Below are 23,101 nucleotides of genomic sequence, written 5' to 3' on the forward strand. Positions count from 1 at the left end.
GAGGCAGAGGCAGAGGCAGAGGCAGAGGCAGAGGCAGAGGCAGAGGCAGAGGCAGAGGCAGAGGCAGAGGCAGAGGCCGTCGCAAACGTAGTGAGGGTCTCCCGCCGCCCAGCAGCAGCCGATTTTGTCAGTCCAAAGCTCAGGCGGCGGGGCGGCTCAGATTCACCCGGTTCCGGCCATGGGTTTTCGCCGTAAAGAGCGCCCGATCCGCCCGTGCCATCAAGGCTTCTGCCGACAGCGGGTGGCCGTCCTCTTCCATAGGGCCGACGGAAAGGCCGATGCTGATGGTCACATGGATCGGCTGGGGTGTGCCGGGAACGACAAAGCCGCGATTGCCGATATCGGCACAGATGGCCGCCGCCGTTTTTTCGGCATCCTTAAGGCCGGTGCCGGGCATGACGATCAAGAACTCCTCCCCCCCGATCCGGGCGACAAGATCCATGCCGCGCAGGTTGTTGCGCAGCCGTTCCGCCGTTTGTACCAGCACGGAATCCCCCGCAGCATGGCCATAGCGGTCGTTGATCCCTTTGAAGTGGTCCAGATCGGCGACCATTACCGAAAAGGGGCGGGCGGTTTCGACGGCATGTTCCGCGATATGGTCCAGATGGGGCAGGGCATAGCGGCGGTTATGCAGCCCTGTCAGCGGGTCGAAAACGGCGGCTTTCAGCCCCGTGCGCACCGTGTCGCGCAGTTGGTCCGTCATCCGCTTGCGGCGCAAGATCGCATGCAGGCGCAGCGCCATTTCAGCCGGGTTGAAACCTTCGGTCATCAAATCATCCGCGCCCAGATCAAGGGCAGTGGCGGCAAGCGCCGCATCGGGGGCCAGTTGCACCACCAGCAGCCCGGTGTGGCGGGTCTGGGCGTTGGCCAGCAGGGTCGAAATCAAGCGCAAGGCCGCCGTGGCGGGCACGGGGTCATTGGGCAGGACCAAAACGTAAGCGTCAGGCGGCCCATTGGCGGCGGCGCGAATGGCCTCCTCCGGAGTGGCGAGGGTAAGGCGCGCGCGCAACTGGGGGCGGAGGCGGTTCGCCCAATTCACGCTCACCGCGCTGTCGGAATGGATGATCACACAGTGGCTGCGGGCGGTGAATTCCGCCGCAGGCTCCGCCAGCCCGAGCGCGCGGGTCGTATCCTCGCGCATTTCCCATTCGTCCGCCGCATTGCGGGCGCGGATGAGGCTGCGGGCCCGGCCCAACAGCAGCGTGCAATCGAGCGGTTTCAGCAGCACATCGCTCGCCCCCGCTTCGAGCGCGGTAAAGCGGTCCACGGCCTGATCGCTATTACCGATGGCCAAGACCGGCAGCTGCGCGGTATCGGGAGAGGCTTTGAGCGCGCGGCACAGGTCCGCCGCGCCGCCACCCGGCAGCGTCAGGGCGCAAATCACCAGATCCGGCGGGTTTTCCCGCAGGCAGGCCAAAGCCTCTTCCATGTCTTCGGCCTGAACGACGTGATAGTATGCCGCACAAAGCTTGACCTTGAGGGCGATGCGATTGGTCGCGATCGCATCTGCAATAAGGATGGTCCCTTGCACGACAGCTCCTTCACCGTACAAATCAGTTTGATGCGAGAGTCTTTGCCCCCTAATGGTTAACAAAGGGTTTCCAACCTCCAGCAAAAGACGGTTTTCCAATGTCCTATACCCAAGACACCGCTGAGACTTTGGCGCTTCAGGCGCTGGGTTGGCTGGCGGCGAATGATGATCTGTTGCCGGTGTTTCTGGGCAGCACCGGCGCCTCCGAGGCGGACCTCAAAACACAGGCCAGCGACCCTATTTTTCTGGGCGCCGTGCTGGATTTCCTGATGATGGACGATGCTTGGGTGATCGGGTTTTGCGATCATCTCGCGATCCCCTATGAGCGGATAATGCAAGCCCGCGCGGCGCTGCCCGGGGGGGAGCAGGTGCATTGGACTTAAGAAATGTTAAAGCGCTGCTGTTCGACAAGGATGGCACGCTTTTCGACTTCGCCGCGACTTGGGAGCCTTGGGCCGAAGCCTTCTTGCTGCGGGTTTGCGAGGGCGATCGCGGGCTGGCCGCACGGGTGGGCGCAGGCATCGGCTTCGACCTCGCCACGCGCCGTTTCGCCCCGGACAGTATCGCCATCGCGGGCACGCCGCAGCAGGTGGTCGATGCCTTGGCCCCGCATTTCCCAGAGCGGCTGCCTTTGGATCTGTTGGACATCATCAATGCCGAAGCCAGCGCCGCGCCACAGCGCGAGGCGGTGCCGCTGAGGCCGTTTCTGCAAGGGCTTCGCGACCGGGGCCTGCGCCTTGGCGTGGCGACGAACGATGCCGAACACCCTGCGCGCGCCCATTTGCGGGCGGCGGGGGTGGTCGATATGTTCGACTTTATTGCAGGTTTTGACAGCGGCCATGGGGGCAAGCCGTCGCCGGGGCAGTTGCACGCCTTTGCCACGCATGTGGGGCTGCCCGCCGCCTCTGTCGCGATGATCGGGGACAGCGTTCACGATCTGGAGGCCGCGCGGCGGGCGGGGATGCTGCGGGTCGCGGTGCTGACCGGCCCCGCCACAGCGGAAGACCTCGCCCCATATGCCGATCTGGTTTTGCCAGATATCGGCCATCTGGCGCAGCGCTTAGCCTAAAAGCGCTTTATTCTTTGACCATGCGCGCGCCTTCAAGGAGCCCCTCTTCGAAGGTATCGCCATGCAGGACAGAGATATCGCCCGTGGTCTCCAACACCACGGCGCGCACATCCGAAAAGCGCAGGGCATTGGCCTCGCGCAACTTGGCGATCAGATCGGCGCGCGCGACGCGGGTCTCTCGGAGGGCGGCATCGAAAACCTCACCCTCCCGCATCAGGATCACGGGTTCGTTCTGCACGGCTTGCTCGAAGCTGTCCGAAGCCTGCCGTATCTTTGCGATGACGAATTGCGCGCCGAGGAGTGCAGAGATGGCCAAGGTCGGCTGCGCGAACTCCGGCCATGTGCTGGCCTGACAAGCCCCCGCAAGCAGTGAGCCGGTGGCGACCGTGGCGACAAAATCGAAAGCGGTCATCTTTGAGAAGGTGCGCAGCCCGATGACCCGGACCACGATGATCACCCAAGTTAGCGCGATGGCCGAAAGCATGAGTGCCCGGGCAAGGATATCCAGAGGGAGGTGATCAAAGAACATCAGCCATGCCCCCCGTTGAGGGCCCTGCCACGCTGGATAAAGAACCGCCCCAACAGCACCACCATCGCCATGGCGATCAGACCTAGATAACGTTCATAAATGCCATCGATTCCGGTCGGCAGAAAGAAGAAGGGCGGGGCGGAGACGAGCCACAAAATCGAAATGACCTTGAGCGATTTGGCAAGGAAAGTTGATATATCGGCGAACCCACGCGACAGCAGCCAAGGCACGGCGAGCATGATCAGGCCGAGCGCGTAGACCAAGTAGATATGGATCACCACGCCGTCGGAATCGCGGTCTCCGTATTCGTTGCGCGCGCCGATGAGAAAGACAATGAGCCCCAGCATCGCGAGCCCGATGGTGGCGATGCTCCACCACCGGTCGCCAAAATGAACATGGGTGCAAAGCAAGGCGCAGGCGATGAGCGCGGCGGAGAAAGCATAGATGCCGATGTCGACGATGAACTCATAACGGCCCGCGCCCAGATCGCTGATCGTGTCGGCGATCCAGTCGTGATCCGGCACCACGAAATCCGCGATCAGGATCGATACGGCGAAGATCACACAGCCAAGGATGGCCACCCAGCCCAGACAAACCATAAACCCCGGCGCGCTGTGCTGCCGGGGTGCTGTGACGTCATTGTGCATGGTGCGTAACCCTTCTTGGCCGCCTCGGTCGGACCCAATGCATCAATCCGAAAGCCGCGAGCGTTCTTCGGCGTTGGGGCTGCCTGCGGGGGCTTCGTCCAATGTGGCCTCGGGCCGATGCAGGTCTTCCTGAGGTTTCTGGGGCGGTGTCTTATTCTCGTCCTTGGGGTGTCTGGGATCATCGCTCATGGTACATCTCCTCGGGCTGGGGAGAGGCGGGGCATCGCCTCACCTTCCTCTGTCAAACGCGCGGCATATGGCGGCGGTTCCGCCTGCAGCAGGGGGCGCGCCCAAGACAATTTCCCGACAACTGTATTCATCAGGCCAATCTTAACCACTGCCCCCGCAATCTGGGGTTGGGAAAATGGGAATGAGGCAATCATGCACGGGCTTATCAACCGCAGCATCCAAAACTACTTTTGTGCCAATTACGGGCAGAGGCTCTGGGCCGATGTGGCCGCGCGGGCCGGGCTGGATTTCACCGAATTCGAGGCGATGCTGACCTATCCTGATCACGTCACCCCGGCGGTGCTCGAAGCGGTCTGTGCCGTGCTGGACCGGCCCCGGGCCGAGGTGATGGAGGATGTCGGCACCTTCCTCGTGGCGCAGCCGGGCTATGATGCCGTGCGGCGCCTGCTGCGGTTCGGCGGGGTCAGCTTCAGCGATTTCCTGCAATCGCTTGATGATCTGCCGGATCGGACCCGCCTTGCCCTGTCGGAACTGCACCTGCCGCCGGTCGAACTGCGCGAAGACCCCGATGGCCAGTATTCCCTGATTTGTGAGGCACCGCTCGTGGGCTACGGCTATCTGATGATGGGGGTTCTGCGCGCCATGGCTGATGACTATGGCGCGCTGGTGCTGTTGGAACATTGCGGGCGATCAGAAGGCGTCGAGGCGGTGAAGATCGTTTTGGTCGAGGCCGAATTCGCAGAAGGGCGCCGGTTCGAGCTTGGGGCGCGGGCATGAGTGGCGCAGGCGATGATCCGGCGGTTCTCGATAAGCTCTGCCCGATGCATCTGCTGCTCTCGGCCAACGGCAGGATCCGCCACGCCGGGCCCACGATCCAGAAACTGCGCCCACAGGCGCCGCTGGCAGGGCGGCGGTTTCTCGATACGGTCACCGTCAAACGGCCCCGTGGCATAGCGGGGATGGAAGACCTGCGCCGGGCTGCTGGGGTCAAGCTGCACCTCGCCTTTCGCGATGCCCCGCGGACCGAGTTGAAGGGCCTGCTGGTGCCGCTGGGGGATCGGCGTTTGATCGTAAACCTCTCTTTCGGGATTTCGATCTTCGACGGGGTGCAGGACTATGCGCTGACCAATGCCGATTTCGCCGCCACCGATCTGGCGATCGAAATGCTCTACCTGATGGAGGCGAAATCTGCCGCGATGGAAGCCTCGCGCCGCTTGAACCTGCGCTTGCAAGAAGCACGGATCGCGGCGGAGGAACAGGCCTTTACCGATACGCTCACAGGGCTGAAAAACCGGCGCGCATTGAACGCGGTGCTGGCGCGGTTGATCTCTGCTGGTGAGGGGTTTGCCGTGATGCAGGTCGATCTCGACCACTTCAAAGCGGTGAACGACCGCTTGGGTCATGCGGCGGGCGATCATGTGCTGCAAGTCGTCGCCCGGATCATGCAGCAAGAGACGCGCCGCTCTGACATGGTGGTGCGTTTGGGCGGGGATGAGTTCACCGTGGTTCTGCCCGATGTGCGCAGCGAGGGCATCCTGCGCGGGATCGGACAGCGGATCATCGACCGGCTGGAAGAGCCCATCCCTTTCAAGGGGGAGGTCTGCAAGGTCTCGGCCAGCATCGGCACGGTTTGGATAAAGCGGGGGGACCGGCGATCGCGCGACGTGGTCTTGGCCAATGCCGATGCGGCGCTCTATGCCTCGAAACACGCAGGCCGGGCGCGGCATACCTTCTTTGACCACGCCCTGCGTCCGGGGGGCGGGAGGGGCGCCGTGCCGGTCGAAAAGGGCGGCGGCTAATCGCTCGGGGGCGCTGCGGGGCGGGACGGAAGGGCACGGTGGCAGTGGACCGCGCAGATCGGCTGGCGTATCACAAGGGCATGAAATCGCCTCTACATCTGCTCCGCCGCCTGCGCCAACGCCTGCACAACGCCCGCCGCCGCGCGCGCTTTGCCGCCTCCTTGCAGCATCTGCATGGGCCGAGCAAACTCGACACCGCTCCGGACGAGGTGGTGCTGATCGCCTTGGTGCGCGACGGCAGCTATTACCTCGATGCTTTCTTTCGCCATTACCGCGCGATGGGCGTGCAGCATTTCGTCTTTATCGACAACGGCTCGCGCGATGACACCATTGCCCGGATCAAGGCGCAGAAGGGCACCGTGATCGACCGTTGCACCCTGCCGTTGTCCGACTACGAAGACCTGATCCGCCAATACCCCGCGCAGACCTATGGCAAGGACCGCTGGTGTCTCTATGTCGATATGGACGAGATTTTCGATTTCGAAGGGCGCAGTCAGATCGGCATCAAGGGGCTGACCGCCTATCTCGACCGGCAGGGCTATACCGCCTTGGCCGCGCAAATGCTTGAGATGTTTCCCAAAACCAGCCTCGCGGCGGCGGCGGGGATGCCTTACAAACAGGCGCTGCAATCCTTCCTCTACTACGACATCAGCGCGGTGCGCAAAATTGATTACCACAGTCCGGAGATTCCGTTTGCCGCCCTGCTGGCCGACAATGCGCTATCCAACGAGGCGGTGAAATTCGCCTTCGGCGGCGTGCGCGGCAAGGTGTTTGGTGAGAACTGCTGCCTGACGAAACATCCGCTGATCTTCAACGGGCCAGAGGTCACCCCCGCGCCGCATCCGCATCTCTCTTCGGGGGTGCGGGTGGCGGATATGACGGCGGTGATCAAACACTATAAATTCGCCAATGACGCCGCCGCGCGGGATGCCGAGACGCTGGGCGCGGGCAACCTGTCCCATGGCGAAGACGCGCGGCGCATGGCGGTGATCGGGCAGAACCCTGATGTGTCGCTCTTCTCACTGGATGCGCGGCGCTGGAACCGGGTCGAACTTCTCTATCGCGCGGGCTTTCTGGTGCCGTCAGAGGCCTATAGCGCCCATGTCGCCGCTTGGCGTGAAGAGCATGCCGCATGAGCATCGGTGCCGTCGTCATCGGCCGGAATGAAGGCGCGCGGCTAGAGCGGTCCTTGCAAGGACTGGCGGGGCAGGTGGCGCAGATCGTCTATGTCGATAGCGGCTCGACCGATGGCTCGGTCGCCATGGCGCGGGGGCTGGGGGCCGAGGTGGTCGAGCTTGACATGCAGCAGCCCTTCACCGCCGCGCGGGCGCGCAATGCGGGCATGGCGGCATTGGGTGAGGGGATCACGCTGGTGCAGTTTCTCGACGGGGATTGCATCCTGCGAGACGGTTGGCTGGCGGTGGCAGAGGCCCATCTGAGCGCTCATCCGCAGGTCGCCGTGGTCTGCGGCAGACGGCGCGAGGAAAACCCCGAGGCTTCTGTCTACAACAGGCTGATCGACCGCGAATGGGAAACGCCCGTGGGCGAGGCGCGGGCCTGTGGCGGTGACGCGCTGATGCGGTTGAACGCGCTGCGGGCCGTGGGCGGCTACCGGGCCGAGATGATCGCCGGGGAAGAGCCGGAGCTTTGCCAAAGGCTGCGCCGGGCAGGCTGGCAAATATGGCGGCTCGACGCCGAGATGACATGGCATGACGCGCAGATCACAAAGGTGGGCCAGTGGTGGCGGCGCAGCCTGCGCGCGGGCCATGCCTTTGCCGAAGGGGCCGCGCTGCATGGCCACGGGCCGGACCGGCATTGGGTGGCCGAGACGCGCCGCGCGCTGCTTTGGGGGGCGCTTCTGCCCGCCGTGATCCTGCTCGTGGCGCTGGTGCTCCCTTGGGCCGGGCTTGGGTTGGCTCTGATCTATCCGTTGCAGCTGCTGCGGTTGATGCGGCGGGGCGGGGCGGCTTGGGGTTTTTTCACCCTTCTGGGCAAATTCCCCGAAGCCTTGGGCCTGCTCAAATACCACATGCGCCGCGACGGGCGGATCATCGAATACCGGTGAGCCTAGCGCGCCCGCCATGCCGCGAGTGTCAGCCGTGGCAGGATCGCGAAACAACGGGCATAGCGTGGCACCATCCGCTGCGGGTTCTGCAAGGCCCGCCAAAGCCATTCCAAAGCCAGCATCCGCATCCATTTCGGCGCGCGGCGCTGCCGCCCGGCGAGGAAGTCCAACCCCGCTCCGATCGAGGCGAAACCCACCCCCGGCGCAATGTTGCGCGCGCGAGCGGCAAGGATCTCCTGCTTGGGCGCGCCAAGGGCCAGGAAACACAGGCGCGCGCCGCTTTGGGCGATCTCCCGCAGGGCGGTATCCGCCTCGGCACTTTCGGGGTTAAAGCCCATGGGCGGGGCGGCGATATGGCATATCTTCAGCCCCGGCAGGCGGGTCCGCAGGGCCACTGCGGCCCCTTGCAGCGCGTCTTCGTCGCTGCCGAAAAAGGCCACAGGCAGCGACTGCGCGGCGGCCAATTCGCAAAGCGGCAGGATCAGATCGGAGCCGGGCATCAGTTCGACCGGCCGGTTGGCGAGTTGCGAGAGCCAGACCACGGGGCGGCCATCGGCCACGATGAAATCCTGCGCGCGATAGGCGCCGGCGAAGCCCGCATCGCGGGGCAATTTGGTCAGATGGTCGAGGTTGAGCGTGGCAAGGGCGAATCCCTGACCCGTGGCAAAGCGCGCGCGCAGCGCCTGAAACAATGCGGCCCGCGTCGCCACATTGACCTCCACGGCGGCGGGGCCGGTGCCATACTTCATGCCGCGCCCTCCGCCGTCACGCCGGGGATGGCAGGCGAGGGAACATAAGCTTCGTGCGCTATACCATTGATATCCTGTGCCATCTACCAATCACGCCCGCGCCAGAGTGAACCTGCCGCAAAACTAGCGGGATGACAGGGCTGGGGCCAGATGGTATTTTCGCCCGGCCCCATCCTGCCGCGCCCCGAGGCGGCTTTCGCGAAGGACGTCATGCCAAATCCCATCGCCTATCTGATGTTGCTGATCTGGCCCTTCGTCTGCCTGGCCCTGTTTCGCAACCTGCCGCTTCAGCGGGCGCTGATCTGGTCGATCCTTGGCGGCTATCTGTTCCTGCCCCCGCTGGCGGAGTTCAACCTGCCGCTGGTGCCGGGTCTCGATAAAGTGTCGATCCCGAACCTGAGCGTCTTGCTGATCATCTGGCTGGGCACGCAGGAGAAATTACAGCTTTGGCCCGCCTCGCGTCTGGCCGGGCTTTTGGTGCTGGGGCTGGTCTTTTCGGCGGTGCCCACGGTGCTGACCAATGGCGATCCGATCCTGTTTCAGTCGATCCGCGGCTTTGAGCCGATCCTTTTCCCCATCGACACGCTGCCGGGGCTTTCGATCCGTGACATCGGGTCGGTGCTGATCGGGCAAGTGCTGATGCTGGTGCCCTTCCTGCTGGCGCGGCAGTTCCTTGCGGATGAAAAGGGGCTTCGGGAATTGCTCTTGGCCTTCATGCTGGGCGGGCTGATCTACTCTGTGCCATCGCTGTTCGAGATCCGTTTTTCACCGCAGCTCAACACATGGATTTACGGGTTCTTCCAACACTCCTTCGAGCAGATGATGCGCGATGGCGGCTTTCGCCCCATCGTGTTTTTGCCCCATGCGCTGTGGCTGGCGCTGTTCATCTGTATCGCGCTGCTGTCGGCGGTGGCGCTGGCGCGGCAGACCCCGGTGATCGACCGTTGGAAAATGCTCTTGCTGGCGGGCTATCTCGCCGTGGTTCTGCTGCTGTGCAAGAGCCTTGCCTCGCAGGCCTATGCGCTGCTTCTGGTGCCGATGGTTCTGCTGGCCCCGGCGCGGTGGCAAATTCGTCTGGCGGTGGTCTTTGCCGTCGTGGCGGTGATCTATCCGATGCTGCGCAACGCCGGTCTGGTGCCGCTCGACGCGATCCTCGCTCAGGCCGAGGCGATCAGCGCGGACCGGGCGCAATCGCTTGGCTACCGCTTCATGAACGAAGAGCAACTGCTGGCGCGGGCCGCCGAGAAACCGTGGTTCGGCTGGGGCGGATGGGGGCGCAACCTGATCCGCGATGCGACGAACGGCAATATCCTGTCGATTCCCGATGGCCGCTGGATCATCGTTTTCGGCACGTTCGGCTGGCTGGGCTACCTATGCGAAATGGGCCTTCTGGCGCTGCCGATTTTCCTCGTGGGGCTGCATCTCTACCGGATGGGCGATGCGAGCCTATCCCCATGGCTTCCACCACTCCTTTTGATCCTTGGGATTACCATGATGGACATGTTGCTCAATGCCACGCTGACGCCGCTTACTTGGCTCACGGCTGGGGCGATCCTTGGCCATGCCGAAGGGTTGGCGGCGGCGCGCAAGGGGCGGAACAGGATGGACGCCCCCGCGTTGAACGCAAAGCGGACGGTTTTCTAAACCGCGTCCCGTTCACGGCGCTGTGAAGCGATTTAGCGGGAAAGTATCCTCGGGGCACTTTCTCGGCTCATTTTCGCCAGATTTGCCTGTTGTATGCTTCACCCGAAGCTTAAATTGAACCTCGAAGGCGCCGCACAATGGCCAAGCGGGCGGTGGGACATGTGTCGCAATGAATAGCACGGACAACACTCTTTCGCGCGGTGACATCGCCATCGTCGGCATGTCGGTGACGGTGCCCGGCGCCGAAGGGATCGATGCCTATTGGGCGAACCTGCGCGAGGGGGTGAGCGCGCTCAAGCGCCGCGACGCGGCAGAGCTGCGCGCCGCCGGAGAGAGCGCCGAGCGGATGGCCCGGCCAAACTATGTGCCCGTCACCGCCGATATGCCCGGCTTTGACATGTTCGATGCGGAGTTCTTTGGCTTTTCGCCAAAAGACGCCGCCATCCTTGACCCGCAGCACCGCAAGTTTCTTGAGGTCGCATGGGAGGCGATGGAGCAGGCGGGGCATATGCCCGATAGCCTCTCCGGCCCGGTGGGCGTCTATGCTGGCTGCGGCATGGGGAGCTATTTCTATTTCAACATCTGCTCGAACCCGGACCTCGTCGACGATGTGGGCATGTTCCTGCTGCGCCATACCGGGAACGACAAGGATTTCCTGTCGACCCGGGTGAGCCATGTGCTTGACCTCAAAGGCCCGTCGATCAACCTGCAAACCGCCTGTTCGACCTCGCTGGTGGCGATCCACTACGCGGCCCAAGCGCTGCGCGCGGGGGAGATCGACATGGCGCTGGCGGGCGGGGTGACGATCGAACTGCCGCAGGGGCGCGGCTATGAGTTCAAGGAAAACGAGATCCTCTCGCCCGATGGCGAATGCCATGCCTTCGACCACCGCGCGCAGGGCACCGTCTTTGGCTCCGGCGCAGGCGCCGTTGCGCTGCGGCGGTTGGAGGATGCTGTCGCGGATGGCGACCACATCTGGGCGGTGATCAAAGGTTCGGCGGTGAACAACGACGGTGCGGCAAAGGCGGGCTATCTGGCACCTTCGGTGGACGGGCAGACCGCCGCCATCGCCCGCGCGCTGGATGATGCGGGCGTCGCGGCGCAGAGCATCGGCATGGTCGAATGCCACGGCACCGGTACCTATCTGGGCGACCCGATCGAGGTGGCGGCGCTGACCCAGGCCTACCGCGCCGAGACGCAGGCACAGGACTTCTGCCGCATCGGGTCGGTCAAGACAAACATCGGCCATCTCGACACCGCGGCGGGGGTCGCGGGGCTGGCCAAGGCGGCGCTGTCGCTGCACCACCAGCAGATCCCGCCCTCGCTGGGCTATGAGGCACCGAACCCCGCGATCCCTTTTGATGGCTCGCCCTTCCGCGTCAATGACCGGCTCTACGACTGGCCCGGCCAAAGCACCCCCCGCCGCGCTGCTGTCAATGCGCTTGGCGTGGGCGGCACCAATGCGCATATGATCTTGGAAGAGGCCCCCGCCCGCGCGGCCTCGGAAGACAGCGATTTCCCTTTCCATGTGCTCTGCCTCTCGGGGCGCAGCAAAGCGGCCTTGGACGCCAATAGCGCCGCGCTTGCGGCACATCTGCGCGCCCATCCCGAACAGCCCTTGGCCGACGTGGCATTCACCCTGAAAGAGGGCCGTCGCGGCTTCGACAAACGCCGTGTCTTGGTGGCCGAAAGCCATGCGGAGGCCGCGGCTCTGCTGGAGGCGGGCGACAGCCGCCGTGTCTTTACCCATGACCACCTCGGCCCCGACCCCGAGGTTGTCTTCATGTTCCCGGGCGGCGGCGCGCAATATGCCGATATGGCCCGCGATCTTTACGAGACCGAGCCGGTCTTTGCCGAATGGATGGACCGGGGGCTGGCCCATCTGGCCCCGCAACTCGACTACGACATTCGCGCGGTCTGGCTGCCGGAGCCTGAGGACCGCGCGGCAGCCGAAGCCAAGCTGAAGCGCCCTTCGGTCCAATTGCCGCTGATCATGATCGTCGAATATGCGCTGGCGCAGCTTTGGCTGTCTTGGGGCGTGAAACCCGCCGCGATGGTCGGGCATTCCATGGGCGAGAATGTCGCCGCCTGTCTTGCCGGGGTGATGGGTTTCGAAGACTGTATCGACCTTGTTCTGCTGCGCGGGCAGTTGTTTGACGAGGTGCCATCGGGCGGGATGATCAGCATCGCCGCGCCGCTGGACCGGATCACGCCGCTTTTGGGCGAGGGGCTTGATATCGCCAGTGTGAACGGGCCGGAACTGATCGCCGTCTCCGGCCCCGAAGACGCGCTAGAGGCGCTGCAAAAGCGGCTCGGCGCCGCGGGTCTCGACCATCAGCGCATCGCCATCGACATCGCCGCGCACAGCCGGATGTTGGATCCGATCCTCGACCGTTACCGCGCCTTTCTCGGTAAGCTCGATCTGCGCGCGCCGCAGATGCCTTTCTTGTCGAACCGCAGTGGCGAGGTGATCACGGCGCAGATGGCGACGGACCCCGACTATTGGGTCGACCAGCTGCGCCACACGGTGAATTTCGTCGATTGCATCAACACTCTGAGCCGCGATGCGCCGCGGGTTTTCCTTGAGGTCGGGCCGGGCAAGGCGCTTTCCGCCTTGGCGCAGATGCACGCGGATGTGGCCCCGGGGCAGGTGATGTCTTCGCTGCGCCACCCCGAGCAAGAGATCGCGGATGATGCCTATTTCCTCGGGGTGATCGGGCGGCTCTGGGCCTGCGGGGTCGAGGCCGATTGGGCGCAGATCTGGGGCGAGGCACGGCGCAACCGCGTGGTGCTGCCGACCTATCAATTCCAACGCGCGCGCTATTTCATCGAGCCGGGTGAGGCGGCGGCGCGCCCTGCCGAACAACCGCTCCAGCGGCTGGAGGATATCGGCGACTGGGGCGCGCTGCCGCATTGGCAGCCGCGCTATGCCGAACGGGATTTGGACCTCTCCGGCCCGCTGAACTGGCTTGTCTTTGCCGATACGGCGGGCCTGGGGGCCGAAGCCGCGGCACGGTTGCGGGCCGAAGGGCACCGGGTGGTGGAGGTCACGGCGGGGGATACCTTTGACCGCGTCAGTGCCGATCATTTCACGCTTGCCGCCGAACAGGGGCGGTCGGGCTATGATCAGTTGATCGCAGCGTTTGAGGCCGATGGGCAGAGGCCCGACCGGATCGCGCATTTCTGGCTGACCGATGATCAGGCCGCCCCGCGCCCCGGCTCCAGCCGATTTGACCGCAATGTCGAACAGGGGTTTTGGAGCCTGACATGGCTCGCCCAATCCTTGGCCGAGGCCGAGAACCCCGCGCCTCTGCACCTCAGCGTCTTCACCACCGGCGCGGCGCAGCTGGCAGAGGAGCGGCTGGCCTATCCAGAAAAAGCGCTGATTTCCGGCCCCGTCGGGGTCATGGCGCGCGAGGTGCCGGGGCTGACGGCGGCTCAGATCGACCTGCCAGAGGCCGCGCCTGCGGCCCCTTCGGGATGGTTCGCGAAACCGGCGGCGCCCGCGCCGGTGATCGACCCTGCGGACCTCATCGAAGAGCTTTTGGCGGCCCCTGCCAACCTCCAAGTCGCTCACCGTGCTGGCCGCCGCTATGAGCTGGGCTACCGCGCCGCCGCGCTGCCCGAGACCGATCTGCCGGGCTGGAAACCGCAGGGGAGCTACCTGATCACCGGCGGTTTCGGCGGCATCGGCCTGACCCTTGCGGCGGATATTCTGGAGACGCCCGGCACCTGCGTGATCCTGCTAAGCCGCGCGGCCCTCCCGATGCGCCATGAATGGGACGGCTACCTTGCCAGCCATGGCCCGGCGGATGCCACGGCCCGCCGCCTGCGGGCTGTCTTGCGGCTTGAGGCCAAGGCGGCGCAATCGGGCGGGGCGGTCGAGGTGGCCCGCGCGGATGTCGCCAACCTTGCGCAGATGCGCCGGGTGGTCGACGACCTGAGCGCCCGCCATGGCGGGCTGACGGGGGTGATCCATGCCGCGGGGGTGCTGGACGACGCGCCGCTTTTGGCCAAGACGGATGCGGATATCGACGCCGTGCTTGCGCCCAAGGTGCAGGGGCTGCAGGTCTTGGATCAATTGCTGCCCGATGGCACGCTCGACCTCATGGTGCTCTTTTCCTCGACCTCTACCGCGACCCGCGCGGCGGGGCAGGTGGATTATGTCGCGGCCAATGCCTGGCTCAATGCCTTTGCGCAATCGCGGCGCGGCGGGAAGACCCGCGTGGTGGCGGTGAACTGGGGCGCTTGGGCCGATGTCGGCATGGCAGCAGAGAGCCTTGGCGGAGGTGGCGGTGCCGTGGCGCTGCCCGCCCGCCCGATCAAGGCGGCGCTCTTGGAAACCGCCGGTTCAGGCCATAGCGGTGCGCCCGAATTCACGACCGAGATTGCAGCCTCACATTGGCTGCTCGACCAACACCGCACCTTGGATGGCCGCGCGATCATGCCCGGCACGGGCTATATTGAGCTTTTGGCCGAAGCAGCGGCGGCGCAGGGGCTGGACGGCTTTACCCTGCAAGACCTCTACTTCCTGCGCCCCCTGCCGCTGGCCGATGGGGCGCGGCGCAGGATCAAGATTACCCTGACCCCGGAGGGCAAAGGTTTCGCCGCCGAGTTGCGCAGCGCCTGTGTGGTGGACGGCAAGCCCGCGTGGCAGTTGCATGTCCAAGCGCGGCTGTCTCCGGCGGGCGGCAGGGCCGAACCGCTTGACCTCGCGGCCATCGCCGCCCGTTGCGAGGAGGTGGCCGAGGCCGCCGCCGGGAGCCATCTGCCTGCCGTTCAAGAGGCGCATTTGAAATTCGGCCCGCGCTGGCATGTGCTGCAACGCACCGCCCTCGGGCCGGGTGAGGGCATCGCCACATTGCACCTGCCCGCGGCCGCGCAGGACGATCTGACCCACGGCTACCTGATGCACCCCGGTCTGATGGACATCGCCACCGGCTGGGCCATGGCGCTGATCCCCGGCTATGCCGCGCGCCACCTCTGGGTGCCGCTGTCTTATGGGCAGATCACGCTGCACGCCCCGCTGCCAGCCGAGGTCCGCTCGCATGTCCGGCTGGCCGAGGGCACGGGGGCCGAGGGTTTGGCCCGTTTCGACATCACGATCACCGATCCGCAGGGCATTGTTCTGGTCGAGGTCCGCGATTTCGCGATGAAGCGGCTCGAAGGGGCCTTTGCCGAGGTGCCTCCGCCCGACGCCCGCGAAGTGATCTTTGAGGATGCCGACAGCAGCGAAAGCCTCAGCCCCGCCGAGGAGCGTCTGGCCCGTCTGGTGCGCCAAGGCATCCGCGCGCAGGAGGGGCCAGAGGCCCTGCGCCGTGCGCTGGCGCTGGAGGCACCGCAGGTCATGGTTTCCTCGCTGCCTCTGCAAGGGCTGATTGCGCAGGCCGATGCGCCGCTGACCGATGGCACAGCCCAAGGGCAGAGCTTTGAGCGGCCCGATCTCGACGGCTCCTTCGTGGCGCCGCGCAATGGGATTGAAGAGCGGTTGGCCGAGATTTGGTCGAACCTTTTGGGCGTCAGCCCCGTGGGGGGAGAGGACAGTTTCTTTGATCTCGGCGGCCATTCCCTGATCGCGGTGCGCCTCTTCGCGGCGGTCAAACGGGAGTTCAAGGTGGAGTTCCCGATCTCCGTCCTCTTTGAGGCACCGACCATCGCCAAATGCGCGGCGCTGATCGCGGCGGAGCGGGGGGATTTGGCGCAGGCGGAGGCGGCTCAGACGGCGGCGGCCACCCCTCAGCAACGCTTTGACTACCTCGTGCCGCTCAACCAATCCTCGCAAGACGCGACACCGCTCTTCGTGGTCGCGGGGATGTTTGGCAATGTGTTGAACCTGCGCCACCTTGCCTTGCCGTTCAGCAGTGAGCGCCCGGTCTATGGGGTGCAGGCCCGTGGGCTGATCGGGGACGCGGCCCCCCATGAAGAGGTGCAAGCCGCCGCGGCGGATTACATCGCCGAAATCCGCGCGTTGCAGCCCCAAGGGCCCTATCTGCTGGCCGGATACTCCGGCGGTGGGATCACCGCCTATGAGATGGCGCAGCAGTTGAAGGCGGCGGGGCAGGAGGTGGCCGTCCTGGCGATGCTCGACACGCCGTTGCCCGTGCGCCCGTCGCTCAGCAAGATCGACAAGGCACATATCAAACTGGCTGAACTGCGGCGCAAAGGCCCGGCCTATCTGCTGGAATGGGCGCGCAACCGCTGGGCTTGGGAGCGTGCGCGGCGCCGGGCGCCGCAAGACACCGGCGGCGAGGGCGAGGGGGTGTCCTTCAACAGTTTGCGCATTCAGGCGGCGTTCCTCCGCGCGGTGGGGCAGTATGAAACGCCGCAATGGGACGGGCCGATGACCCTCTTCCGCCCGCCGCTGGATCGGCATTGGGCGGTGTCTGACGGGCAGTATGTCACCGCGGAAAAGGAATATGTCTATGAGGACAACCAGTGGCGGCAATACGCGCCGCGCCTGCAGGTGATCGAAGTGCCGGGCGATCATGTCAGCATGGTGCTGGCCCCGAATGTGACCGTGCTGGCCCAAGAACTGGCCGAGGTGATCGCGGCGGCCCTGCCCGCAGGCGCAGGCCACGACAGCACCCAAGCCACGGCGGCGGAATGATGCAGCGACCGCCCCGCCTTCTCGTCGTCATCCTCAATTACCGCACCGCAGAGATGACCCTGCGCGCGGCCGAGGCCGCTTTGGCCGATATGCCCGATGCGGGGGCCGAATTGGTGATCGTCGATAACGATAGCGGCGACGGCTCTGCCGCGCTTCTGGCGCAGGAGATCGCCGCGCGGGGCTGGGATGCGGGCAACCGGGTGCGGCTGATCGCATCGCCCCGCAACGGCGGCTTTGGCGCGGGCAACAACCTTGCCATGCGGGCGGGGATGTCCGACGGGGCCGCGCCGGATTTCGTGCATGTGGTGAACTCGGATGCCTTTCTCGACCGCGGCTGTATCGGGGCGCTGCTGGATCATCTGCAAAACCACCCCCGCGCCGGATTGGCCGGAAGCCATGTGCGCGGGGAGGATGACATGCCCCATGCCACGGCCTTTCGTTTCCCCTCAGCCGCCGGAGAGTTGGAGGCCGCCGCGCGCTTTGGCCCGCTGACGCAGCTGCTCTCTGCCTCGGTCGTGGCGCCACCCTTGCCCGCACAGGCGGCGCAGGTCGATTGGGTGGCCGGGGCCAGTGTCATGATGCGGTGGGACATGCTGGCTGAGATCGGCCTCTTCGACGAAGCCTATTTCCTCTATTACGAAGAAACTGACCTTTGCCTGCGGGCCGCGCGGGCGGGCTGGGATTGCTGGTATGTGCCGCAGGCGCGCTGCGTGCATGTCGGCTCGGTCTCGACCGGGATGAAGGAATGGCGGCGGATGCCGCGCTATTGGTTTGACAGCCGCCACCGCTATTTCGCCAAGAACCATGGCCGCGCCTATGCCGCACTGGCCACCCTCGCGCGGCTTACCGGGGGCGGCTTGCACCATCTGCGCAGCCTGCTCACCGGGCGCCGCCCGGAAGACGCGCCGGGTTTCTATCGCGACCTTGCGGCCCATGCGCTCACCGCGCGGCGCGCGGCCCCCGCCGTTCAAGACCCAAGCCGTAGCCCCGCCACGGAGGACCGTTGATGACCGTCAGCTTCAAGACAGACCCGTTCACCGCCTTCTTGATGGGCGACGAATCCCTCACCATCGCCTGCGGTGACATGCTGCTGGCGGGCGGGCACCGCATCGCTGTCGTGATCACCCGCGACGCCGCGGTGCGTGCTTGGGCCGAGGGGCAGGGGCTGGCGCTTTGCCGCGATGCCGAGGAACTCTTGCCGATGGGGTTGGCCGCCGACTGGCTGTTGAGCATCGCCAACCTGCGGCTGATCCCCGAGGCGGTTCTGGCGCTGCCCAAACGCGGGGCGGTCAACTTTCACGACGGGCCGCTGCCGCGCTATGCCGGGCTCAACACACCCGCTTGGGCAATCATCAATGGCGAATCGCGGCATGGGGTCAGTTGGCATCTGATCGACCCCGGCGTCGATACCGGCGACCTGCTGGCGCAGCGAGAGGTCGAAATCGCCGCCGATGAGACGGCCTTCAGCCTCAACTCCAAATGCTACGCCGCCGGGATGGAGAGCTTTGGCGAGGTTCTGGCCCAGTTGGAAAGCGGCAGCCCGCAAGGCACCGCCCAAGACCTGAGCCAGCGCAGCTATTTCGCGAAAGACAAACGGCCCGAGAACGGCGGGCTTATTGATTTTAGCAAGACGGCGGAGGAGATCGGCGCGCTGGTCCGTGGCCTTGATTTCGGCAGCTATTGGAACCCGCTGACCACGGCGAAAATTCAAGGCGCGGATGGCGCGGTGCTGTCCGTGTCCCGCGTGGAACGCGCGGAGGGGCGGGGCGGCACGCCCGGCGCGGTTGTCGAGGTCGATGAGGCGCGGGTGATCGTGGCGGCGCAGGACGCGCATATCGCGCTTCACGACCTGCGCGATATGGCGGGCGAAAGCGTTGCTCCCGCGCAGTTTTTTGCCCTCGGGGATATGGTGACCCAAACGGCTGGCCCGCTCCCGGCACCGGCTGAAGAGGCATATTGGCGGCGCGCTCTGACCGGCTTTGACGCGCTGCCGGTCCCCTTGGCCACCGTAGCCGAAACGCCGGGCACATGGGTGGCGCGGGAGATCACCTTGCCGCAGGGGAGCGACCCGCTGCACCAAGTCGCCGCCGCCGCCCTCGTCGCGCTGCGCAGCGCCGGGGCCACTGAAGGCGGCATCGCCTTGCGGCGTGAGGACGCACCCGCGTCGCTTATCGCCGATTGGCTGCCGATCTCCATCACGGCAGAGGCGGAAACGCCGGTGGCGGCGTTGCTGGCTCAGCTGGACCCCCAACTCAGCCGCGCAAAGGGGGCCGTCGGTTTCGCCCGCGACCTGCCGCTGCGCGATCCGGCGATTGATGTGGCTGCCACTCCGGAGTTCGCGATCTCCTTTGACGATGAACCGCTTGCGGGGGCGGCACTGACCCTCTGCCTCACCCCAGAGGGCGCGCGGCTTCGTTCCGATAGCGCCCGGCTGTCCGACGCCGCGGTCGACCTCCTCGCCGCGCGCTTCGAGGCGGCCCTTGCCAAGATTACCGCGGCCACGGATTGCGGCGCGGTCTGGACGCTTCCCGAGACCGAGGCGCGGATCTTGGCCCGCGTCAACGCGACGGCACGCGACCACGACCCCCAGACCATCCACGCCGCTTTCGAGGCGCAGGTGGAGCGCACCCCCGACGCGCCCGCGCTGGTCTTCGAGGATAAGACGCTGAGCTACGCCGCATTGAACGCCCGCGCCAACCAATTGGCACATCTGCTGCGTGACATGGGGGCGGGACCGGGGATGCCGGTGGCGCTTTGCGTCGCACGGGGGGTGGACCTGCTGGTCGGCACGCTTGGCATTCTGAAAGCCGGGGCCGCCTATGTGCCGCTTGATCCGGCCTATCCGGCGGACCGTCTGGCGCATTACCTCTCGGACAGCGGCGCATCTATCGTGGTCACGCAATCGGCCCTCACCGCCAGCCTGCCCGCGCATGACGCGCAGGTGGTTGAGCTTGACCGCGACCCGCGCATCGCCACGGCACCGGCGGCGAACCCCGCCGCCAGCGCCGGGCCGGATGACCTCGCCTATCTGATCTACACCTCCGGCTCGACCGGGACGCCCAAGGGGGTGATGGTCAGCCATGGGAATGTGGCGAATTTCTTTGCCGGGATGGACGACCGGATCGACCATGAGGCGGGGGCGGTATGGCTCGCCGTGACAAGCCTCAGCTTCGATATTTCGGTGTTGGAACTGTTTTGGACCCTCGCGCGGGGGTTCAAACTGGTGCTGGCGGGGGATGACAGCCGGGCGCTCATGTCAAACGGGCCGATTGCCACGAGCGACCGCAGGATCGACTTTAACCTGTTCTATTGGGGCAATGACGATGGCGTCGGGCCGAAGAAATACGAACTGCTCCTCAAAGGGGCGAAATTCGCCGATGCCCATGGGTTCAATGCGGTCTGGACACCCGAGCGGCACTTTCATGCCTTCGGCGGCCCTTACCCGAACCCCTCCGTCACCGGTGCGGCGGTGGCGGCGGTGACGCAGAACCTCGACGTACGGGCCGGGTCTTGCGTGGCGCCGTTGCACCATCCCGCGCGGATCGCCGAGGAATGGGCGGTGATCGACAACCTGACCAATGGGCGCGTCGGTCTCGCCATTGCCAGCGGTTGGCAGCCCGATGATTTCGTGCTGCGCCCGGAAAACACGCCGCCCGAAAACAAGCCCGCGATGTATGACGCCATCGACCAGTTGCGCAGGCTCTGGGCCGGGGAGCCGGTAGAGTTCCCCCGCGCCGACGGCACGCCCCAAGCGGTGGTGACCCAGCCGCGCCCCGTCTCTGACAAACTGCCGATTTGGGTGACCACGGCGGGCAATCCGCAGACGTGGAAGGAAGCGGGGGAGATCGGGGCCAATGTGCTGACCCACCTGCTGGGTCAGTCCGTGGAAGAGGTTGCCGAGAAGATCAAGATCTACCACGACGCCCTGCGCGCGGCAGGCCATGATCCGGCGGACCACAAGATCACCGTCATGCTGCACAGCTATCTCGCCGAGACCCGCGCCGAGGCCGAAGAGACGGCGCGCGGGCCGATGAAGGACTACCTGCGCTCGGCGGCGGGGTTGATCAAGCAATACGCTTGGGCCTTCCCAGCCTTCAAGAAACCGGCGGGCACGACGAATCCGTTTGAGATCGACCTCGAAGGTCTCTCGCCCGAGGAAATGGATGCGATCCTTGAGTTTGCCTTTCAGCGCTATTTCAACGACAGCGGCATGTTTGGCACCGTGGCCGATGGTCTGGCGCGGGCCGAGCAACTCAAGCGGATCGGCGTGGATGAAATCGCCTGTCTGATCGACTATGGCATTCCGACTGATAAGGTGATGGCGGGGCTTGCCCCCTTGGCCGAGGTGTTGCACCGCGCCAATGCGGGCGGGCAACCGGCGGCAGATGACCACTCCATCGCCGCGCAGATCATCCGCCACGGGGTGACCCATCTGCAATGCACGCCTTCGATGGCGCAGATGATGGTGATGAACGACGAGGCGCGCGGCGCTTTGGCGCGGATCAAATCGCTGATGATCGGGGGGGAGGCGCTGCCCGGCACCCTGCTGCGCGCCCTGCGCACGGCGACCTCGGCGCAGATCCAGAACATGTATGGCCCGACCGAAACGACGATCTGGTCCACGACCCATATGCTCGGCAGTGCAGGGGCCACCACCGCGCCCATCGGCAGGCCGATCGCCAATACGCAGGTCCATATCCTCGACCCCGCGCGGCAGCCGCTGCCCATCGGCGCACCGGGGGAGCTTTGGATCGGGGGCGATGGCGTCACGCAGGGCTATTGGCAAAGGGCCGAGATGACGGCGGCGCGTTTCATTGACGATCCGTTCACCGGCAGGGGCCACCTTTACGGCACGGGCGATCTGGTGCGGATGGACCCCGAGGGCGTGTTGCATTTCGAGGGCCGCGCCGATGCGCAGGTCAAGATCCGCGGCCACCGGATTGAGCTGGGCGAGGTCGAGGCGCATCTCGCCGAACTGCCGGGCGTGCGCCAAGCCGTGGCCTTGCTGCGCGAGGATGCCGGGCAGGGCGGCGCGCAGTTGATCGGCTATGTGGTCGCGGAAAAGACGGTGGACAGCGAGGCCGCGCGGCGGCAATTGGCTGCGCATCTGCCTGATATCATGGTGCCGCAGGCCATCGTCACCCTCTCTGCCATGCCACTGACGCCGAACAAGAAAATCGACCGCAAGGCGCTGCCCGCCCCGACCCGACAAAGCGCGCCGATGAATGCCGCCCCGCAGGCCGAGGCGCCCGCGGGCGGCAGCCAAGCGGCGATCGCGCAGGTCTGGAACGCGCTTCTGGGGGTTGGGGAGATTCGCGGCGCGGATAACTTCTTTGCCCTTGGCGGCCATTCGCTGCTGGCGGTACAGGCGCATCGCGACATCAAGGCGGCTTTGGGCGTCAGCGCCCTGTCGATCACCGATATCTTCCGTTTCCCCAGCCTTGCCGGACTGGCGGCACATATCGACGGGCTGGGGGGCAAGCCCGCCGCACCGGCCGAGACGCCCTCTGCTGCCGAGACACCCGCGCGGTCGGAAACCATGTCGAAACGCCGCCTCATGCGGGCCGCGCGTGGCCGCGGGCGGGGCTGAGGTGACGGCGGAGGGCGAGCTCAGGGCGGCTGTTCAGGCGCTCTTCGATCTGCCGGTCGCCGTCGCCGTGACCCGCCCCGGCAGGGCATATCCGCCCTTGCTGGCGGGCGAAGCCGCCCTCATCGCGCGGGCACGGCCCAAACGGGTCGCCGAATTCACCGCCGGACGCCATGCCGCGCGGGCGGCGATGCAGGCGCTTGGCCACTCGCCCGCGCCGGTGCTGGCCAGCCCCGACCGCGCGCCGATTTGGCCGCCGGGTCTGACCGGCTCCATCAGCCACTGTGCCGATTGGTGCATCGCGGTTCTGGCGCGCAGTGCAGAGGTGGAGACCCTCGGCGTCGATATCGAAGACGACAGCCCGCTGCCCGCAGACCTGCTCACCGACATCTGCCTTCCGGCGGAAATCACCCGCCTCGGCGGTGCGGACCTTGCCGCTGCAAAACGCATCTTCTGCGCCAAGGAGGCGGCCTATAAGGCGCAGTACCCGGCGACCCAGGCGCTCTTTGGCTTTGATCGGCTCGAGGTCACGCTATCTGCCCAAAACACCACCTTCGACGCGCGATTTACTCAAGATACTGAGTGCTTTAGCCGCGGCGATAAGCTGCCGGGGCGGATTGCGTCGGTGGCGGGCCACCTTGTCAGCGGGGTGGCAATTGGGCAGATTGATCGCAAAGGAGCTTGA

The 23,101-nt window shown here is 65.6% G+C and carries 16 protein-coding genes; 11 read left to right on the plus strand and 5 right to left on the minus strand.

The features are described 5' to 3' along the window. Window positions 1-139: 139 nt before the first annotated feature. Window positions 140-1,531, minus strand: coding sequence for a diguanylate cyclase (locus tag ACGYLC_RS10185; protein ID WP_394422865.1), 1,392 nt, complete (start codon window positions 1,529-1,531; stop codon window positions 140-142). 98 nt (window positions 1,532-1,629) lie between these two features. Between ACGYLC_RS10185 and ACGYLC_RS10190 the strand changes: the two genes are divergently transcribed. Both ACGYLC_RS10190 and ACGYLC_RS10195 read left to right on the plus strand, forming a co-directional pair. Continuing rightward, window positions 1,630-1,914 carry a DUF3572 domain-containing protein gene (locus tag ACGYLC_RS10190; RefSeq protein WP_271687853.1) on the plus strand — a complete coding sequence of 95 codons (285 nt, stop codon included), beginning with the start codon at window positions 1,630-1,632 and terminating at the stop codon, window positions 1,912-1,914. Continuing rightward, window positions 1,905-2,600 carry an HAD family hydrolase gene (locus ACGYLC_RS10195; RefSeq protein WP_394422866.1) on the plus strand — a complete coding sequence of 232 codons (696 nt, stop codon included), beginning with the start codon at window positions 1,905-1,907 and terminating at the stop codon, window positions 2,598-2,600. The genes ACGYLC_RS10190 and ACGYLC_RS10195 overlap by 10 nt, the downstream gene beginning before the upstream one ends. A gap of 7 nt (window positions 2,601-2,607) precedes the next feature. On the opposite strand, the gene ACGYLC_RS10200 is transcribed toward ACGYLC_RS10195, so the two are convergent. Genes ACGYLC_RS10200 through ACGYLC_RS10210 form a run of 3 tightly spaced genes read right to left on the minus strand, consistent with a single transcriptional unit; the run spans window position 2,608 to window position 3,965 of the window. Further along, window positions 2,608-3,129 carry a DUF421 domain-containing protein gene (locus ACGYLC_RS10200; RefSeq protein WP_394422867.1) on the minus strand — a complete coding sequence of 174 codons (522 nt, stop codon included), beginning with the start codon at window positions 3,127-3,129 and terminating at the stop codon, window positions 2,608-2,610. Beyond that, window positions 3,129-3,776 carry a DUF998 domain-containing protein gene (locus ACGYLC_RS10205; protein ID WP_394422868.1) on the minus strand — a complete coding sequence of 216 codons (648 nt, stop codon included), beginning with the start codon at window positions 3,774-3,776 and terminating at the stop codon, window positions 3,129-3,131. The genes ACGYLC_RS10200 and ACGYLC_RS10205 overlap by 1 nt, the downstream gene beginning before the upstream one ends. Window positions 3,777-3,818: 42 nt before the next feature. Continuing rightward, window positions 3,819-3,965: a hypothetical protein gene (locus ACGYLC_RS10210; protein WP_394422869.1), complete on the minus strand. Its 147-nt coding sequence runs from the start codon at window positions 3,963-3,965 to the stop codon at window positions 3,819-3,821. 192 nt (window positions 3,966-4,157) lie between these two features. Between ACGYLC_RS10210 and ACGYLC_RS10215 the strand changes: the two genes are divergently transcribed. The 4 genes from ACGYLC_RS10215 to ACGYLC_RS10230 are packed head-to-tail and all read left to right on the plus strand — an operon-like array spanning window position 4,158 to window position 7,829. Then, on the plus strand, window positions 4,158-4,742 hold the full coding sequence (locus ACGYLC_RS10215) for a heme NO-binding domain-containing protein (protein WP_394400090.1): 585 nt from the start codon (window positions 4,158-4,160) through the stop codon (window positions 4,740-4,742). Then, entirely contained in the window at window positions 4,739-5,764 is a 1,026-nt protein-coding gene (locus ACGYLC_RS10220) for a diguanylate cyclase domain-containing protein (protein ID WP_394422870.1), read from the plus strand. Before ACGYLC_RS10215 ends, ACGYLC_RS10220 begins: the two co-directional genes overlap by 4 nt. A 38-nt stretch (window positions 5,765-5,802) precedes the next feature. Further along, entirely contained in the window at window positions 5,803-6,900 is a 1,098-nt protein-coding gene (locus tag ACGYLC_RS10225) for a glycosyltransferase family 2 protein (RefSeq protein WP_394422871.1), read from the plus strand. Further along, window positions 6,897-7,829 carry a glycosyltransferase gene (locus ACGYLC_RS10230; RefSeq protein ID WP_394422872.1) on the plus strand — a complete coding sequence of 311 codons (933 nt, stop codon included), beginning with the start codon at window positions 6,897-6,899 and terminating at the stop codon, window positions 7,827-7,829. Before ACGYLC_RS10225 ends, ACGYLC_RS10230 begins: the two co-directional genes overlap by 4 nt. A 2-nt stretch (window positions 7,830-7,831) precedes the next feature. Here ACGYLC_RS10230 and ACGYLC_RS10235 read toward each other — a convergent pair whose 3' ends face one another. Then, window positions 7,832-8,578: a WecB/TagA/CpsF family glycosyltransferase gene (locus ACGYLC_RS10235; protein ID WP_394422873.1), complete on the minus strand. Its 747-nt coding sequence runs from the start codon at window positions 8,576-8,578 to the stop codon at window positions 7,832-7,834. A gap of 150 nt (window positions 8,579-8,728) precedes the next feature. Here ACGYLC_RS10235 and ACGYLC_RS10240 point away from each other — a divergent pair, with 150 nt between their 5' ends. The 5 genes from ACGYLC_RS10240 (at window position 8,729) to ACGYLC_RS10260 (ending at window position 23,101) form a co-directional block, all read left to right on the plus strand. Continuing rightward, window positions 8,729-10,222 (plus strand): hypothetical protein, encoded by a 1,494-nt coding sequence (locus tag ACGYLC_RS10240; protein WP_394422874.1) that lies wholly within the window; start codon window positions 8,729-8,731, stop codon window positions 10,220-10,222. 169 nt (window positions 10,223-10,391) lie between these two features. Next, a complete protein-coding gene (locus ACGYLC_RS10245) occupies window positions 10,392-16,829 on the plus strand; it encodes a type I polyketide synthase (RefSeq protein WP_394422875.1) in 6,438 nt (2,145 codons plus the stop codon). Continuing rightward, a complete protein-coding gene (locus ACGYLC_RS10250) occupies window positions 16,826-17,836 on the plus strand; it encodes a glycosyltransferase family 2 protein (protein WP_394422876.1) in 1,011 nt (336 codons plus the stop codon). The genes ACGYLC_RS10245 and ACGYLC_RS10250 overlap by 4 nt, the downstream gene beginning before the upstream one ends. Beyond that, entirely contained in the window at window positions 17,836-22,419 is a 4,584-nt protein-coding gene (locus ACGYLC_RS10255) for a MupA/Atu3671 family FMN-dependent luciferase-like monooxygenase (RefSeq protein WP_394422877.1), read from the plus strand. Before ACGYLC_RS10250 ends, ACGYLC_RS10255 begins: the two co-directional genes overlap by 1 nt. After that, window positions 22,400-23,101 carry a 4'-phosphopantetheinyl transferase gene (locus ACGYLC_RS10260; protein ID WP_394422878.1) on the plus strand — a complete coding sequence of 234 codons (702 nt, stop codon included), beginning with the start codon at window positions 22,400-22,402 and terminating at the stop codon, window positions 23,099-23,101. Before ACGYLC_RS10255 ends, ACGYLC_RS10260 begins: the two co-directional genes overlap by 20 nt.

The organism is Sulfitobacter sp. 1A12157, assembly GCF_043557345.1.
In the GTDB taxonomy this organism is placed as follows: Bacteria; Pseudomonadota; Alphaproteobacteria; order Rhodobacterales; family Rhodobacteraceae; genus Sulfitobacter.

Excerpts from the sequence above, each read along its gene's own strand:
- ACGYLC_RS10230 (WP_394422872.1), top strand. The coding sequence starts at position 6,897 with ATGAGCATCGGTGCCGTCGTCATCGGCCGGAATGAAGGCGCGCGGCTA.
- ACGYLC_RS10255 (WP_394422877.1), top strand. The coding sequence starts at position 17,836 with ATGACCGTCAGCTTCAAGACAGACCCGTTCACCGCCTTCTTGATGGGC.
- ACGYLC_RS10245 (WP_394422875.1), top strand. The coding sequence starts at position 10,392 with ATGAATAGCACGGACAACACTCTTTCGCGCGGTGACATCGCCATCGTC.
- ACGYLC_RS10235 (WP_394422873.1), bottom strand. The coding sequence starts at position 8,578 with ATGAAGTATGGCACCGGCCCCGCCGCCGTGGAGGTCAATGTGGCGACG.
- ACGYLC_RS10240 (WP_394422874.1), top strand. The coding sequence starts at position 8,729 with ATGGTATTTTCGCCCGGCCCCATCCTGCCGCGCCCCGAGGCGGCTTTC.
- ACGYLC_RS10205 (WP_394422868.1), bottom strand. The coding sequence starts at position 3,776 with ATGCACAATGACGTCACAGCACCCCGGCAGCACAGCGCGCCGGGGTTT.
- ACGYLC_RS10250 (WP_394422876.1), top strand. The coding sequence starts at position 16,826 with ATGATGCAGCGACCGCCCCGCCTTCTCGTCGTCATCCTCAATTACCGC.
- ACGYLC_RS10200 (WP_394422867.1), bottom strand. The coding sequence starts at position 3,129 with ATGTTCTTTGATCACCTCCCTCTGGATATCCTTGCCCGGGCACTCATG.
- ACGYLC_RS10190 (WP_271687853.1), top strand. The coding sequence starts at position 1,630 with ATGTCCTATACCCAAGACACCGCTGAGACTTTGGCGCTTCAGGCGCTG.
- ACGYLC_RS10215 (WP_394400090.1), top strand. The coding sequence starts at position 4,158 with ATGCACGGGCTTATCAACCGCAGCATCCAAAACTACTTTTGTGCCAAT.
- ACGYLC_RS10220 (WP_394422870.1), top strand. The coding sequence starts at position 4,739 with ATGAGTGGCGCAGGCGATGATCCGGCGGTTCTCGATAAGCTCTGCCCG.
- ACGYLC_RS10210 (WP_394422869.1), bottom strand. The coding sequence starts at position 3,965 with ATGAGCGATGATCCCAGACACCCCAAGGACGAGAATAAGACACCGCCC.